At 32.8% G+C, this 2158-nt stretch carries 4 protein-coding genes and 1 other annotated feature; all 4 genes read left to right on the plus strand.

The features are described 5' to 3' along the window. The coding region (locus MR593_RS09535) for an ATP-binding cassette domain-containing protein (protein WP_290692254.1) at positions 1-327 on the plus strand (327 nt) is incomplete at its 5' end. A 31-nt stretch (positions 328-358) separates the two neighbouring features. Beyond that, on the plus strand, positions 359-655 hold the full coding sequence (locus MR593_RS09540) for a nitrous oxide-stimulated promoter family protein (RefSeq protein ID WP_290692256.1): 297 nt from the start codon (positions 359-361) through the stop codon (positions 653-655). Positions 656-809: 154 nt separating this feature from the next. After that, the gene (locus MR593_RS09545; RefSeq protein ID WP_290692258.1) at positions 810-1058 is read left to right on the plus strand and encodes a TIGR03905 family TSCPD domain-containing protein; all 249 of its coding nucleotides are present in this window, start codon (positions 810-812) and stop codon (positions 1056-1058) included. Between the two features lie 94 nt (positions 1059-1152). Next, positions 1153-1382 (plus strand) — a binding site (T-box leader). Between the two features lie 48 nt (positions 1383-1430). Then, positions 1431-2158: tyrosine--tRNA ligase (tyrS, locus tag MR593_RS09550; protein ID WP_290692260.1), on the plus strand; the 728-nt coding region annotated here is incomplete at its 3' end.

The raw sequence follows: 2158 nt of genomic DNA on the forward strand, positions 1-2158 counted from the left end.
AAAGCAGCTAAAAAAGCATCTATACATGAGTTTATAATGAAGCTCCCAAAGGGATATGACACAAATGTAGGTGAGCTGGGAGGAAACTTATCTTCAGGCGAAAAGCAGAGGTTATCTATAGCGAGGGCGTTTTTAAGAGACAGCGATATATTGATTTTAGATGAGCCTACGAGTAATTTAGATACATTAAATGAGGCGAGTATATTAAAAAGTATAAATGACGAATGCAAGGACAAAACTATAGTAATGGTATCTCATAGAAAGTCCAGCAGCGCCATATGCGATAAGAGATTTGAATTAAAGGATAAAAAGCTTGTCGGTATTTAAATCGATATAGTAAAAGTGGAGTTGAGTTGATATGAGTCGTATAGAAAGAGAAAAGCATATAATAGAAGTGATGGTAGAGATATACTGTAAAAAAAAGCATAAATCTAAAGACGGACTATGCTCAGAATGTAGAGAATTGCTAGATTACAGTAGACAGAGATTAGACAAATGTAAATTTGGAGAACAAAAGTCCTACTGTCAAAAATGTCCTATACATTGCTATAAAAAGGATATGAAAGAAAAAATAAAGGATGTTATGAAATTTAGTGGACCAAGGCTTTTATTTTACAATCCAGTTGAATTTTTTAAACATTTATTTTCTAAATAATAGAGAAAATAGTGCAAAAAGAAAAAAATTTCTTTAGCACTATTTTTTTGCATAAATTTATATTGCAATTTACTCGATTATTTTAGATAATAAATATAGTTTGAGACAATAAATAAGACGTATTTTAAATCGCAAAATATAGGGAGGAATAATTATGAAAATAACTTTTGAACCATCAGGAGTGTGCTGTCAACAAATGAATTTAGAACTTGACGACGACAATATAATAACTAAAGCTGAATTTATCGGAGGATGTAATGGAAATCTTTCTGGGATATCTAAATTAATAATTGGACAAAATGCATTAGAGGTAGCAGATAAGCTAAGTGGAACTACTTGCGGACCAAAGGATACTTCATGTCCAGATCAATTATCTAAAGCTATTAAGAAGTATGTAAAATAGCGAGAGAAAATATTTGAAACGTTGACAAAAAATAATAATTTTAATATAATCTAAAATATATGTATTAAAGTTATAAAATTTGTAAAAAATAATAATACAGGCAGAGATGAGGAATAGTAATAATTGAAGCTTTGACAGAGAGTAGCCGGCAGATGAGAGGCGCGAAAGAGAAGATTATGAATACACCTTTGAGCTTCACACTGAACTTTAGTAGGATGTGACGTGAGCACACGTTATAGTGCATAGTATTTTACTTACTGAGGTAGATAATGCGAGTTATCTACGAATAAAGGTGGTAACGCGAGATCTACTCTCGTCCTTTAGATAGAGGGCGAGAGTTTTTTAATGTAAAAACGAAAAGGAGAGATAAAGATGACAGTATATGAAGAATTAGTCGAAAGAGGACTGATCGCACAAGTCACTGATGAAGACGAATTAAAAGAATTAATAAATGCAGGTAAAGCTACATTTTATATAGGATTTGACGCTACAGCAGATTCTCTACATGTAGGTCACTTCATGGCTTTATGTTTAATGAAGAGATTACAAATGGCAGGTAACAAGCCTATAGCTCTAGTAGGTGGAGGAACTACAATGATAGGTGACCCATCTGGTAGAACTGATATGAGAAAAATGATGACACCAGAAATGATAAACCACAACTGTGAATGCTTCAAAAAACAAATGGCTAAATTCATAGATTTCTCAGATGATAAAGCTATACTTGTAAACAATGCAGATTGGCTATTAGATTTAAATTATGTAGACGTACTAAGAGAAGTTGGTGCATGCTTTAGTGTAAACAGAATGCTTTCTGCTGAATGCTACAAACAAAGAATGGATAGAGAAGGTGGGCTTACTTTCTTAGAATTCAACTACATGATAATGCAAGCTTACGATTTCTACCAATTATACCAAAAATACGGCTGCCAAATGCAATTAGGTGGTAACGATCAATGGTCAAACATGCTTGCAGGAACTGACTTAATAAGACGTAAATTAAACAAAAATGCTTATGCAATGACTATAACTCTACTTCTTAACTCAGAAGGTAAGAAAATGGGTAAAACTCAATCAGGTGCAGTATGGCTAGATCCTAA

The sequence above is a fragment of the Intestinibacter sp. genome, from assembly GCF_022780145.1.
Classification (GTDB): Bacteria; Bacillota; Clostridia; order Peptostreptococcales; family Peptostreptococcaceae; genus Intestinibacter.

Bases quoted from the DNA above. Each gene is read 5' to 3' on its own strand.
- MR593_RS09545 (WP_290692258.1), top strand. From the start codon at position 810: ATGAAAATAACTTTTGAACCATCAGGAGTGTGCTGTCAACAAATGAAT.
- MR593_RS09540 (WP_290692256.1), top strand. From the start codon at position 359: ATGAGTCGTATAGAAAGAGAAAAGCATATAATAGAAGTGATGGTAGAG.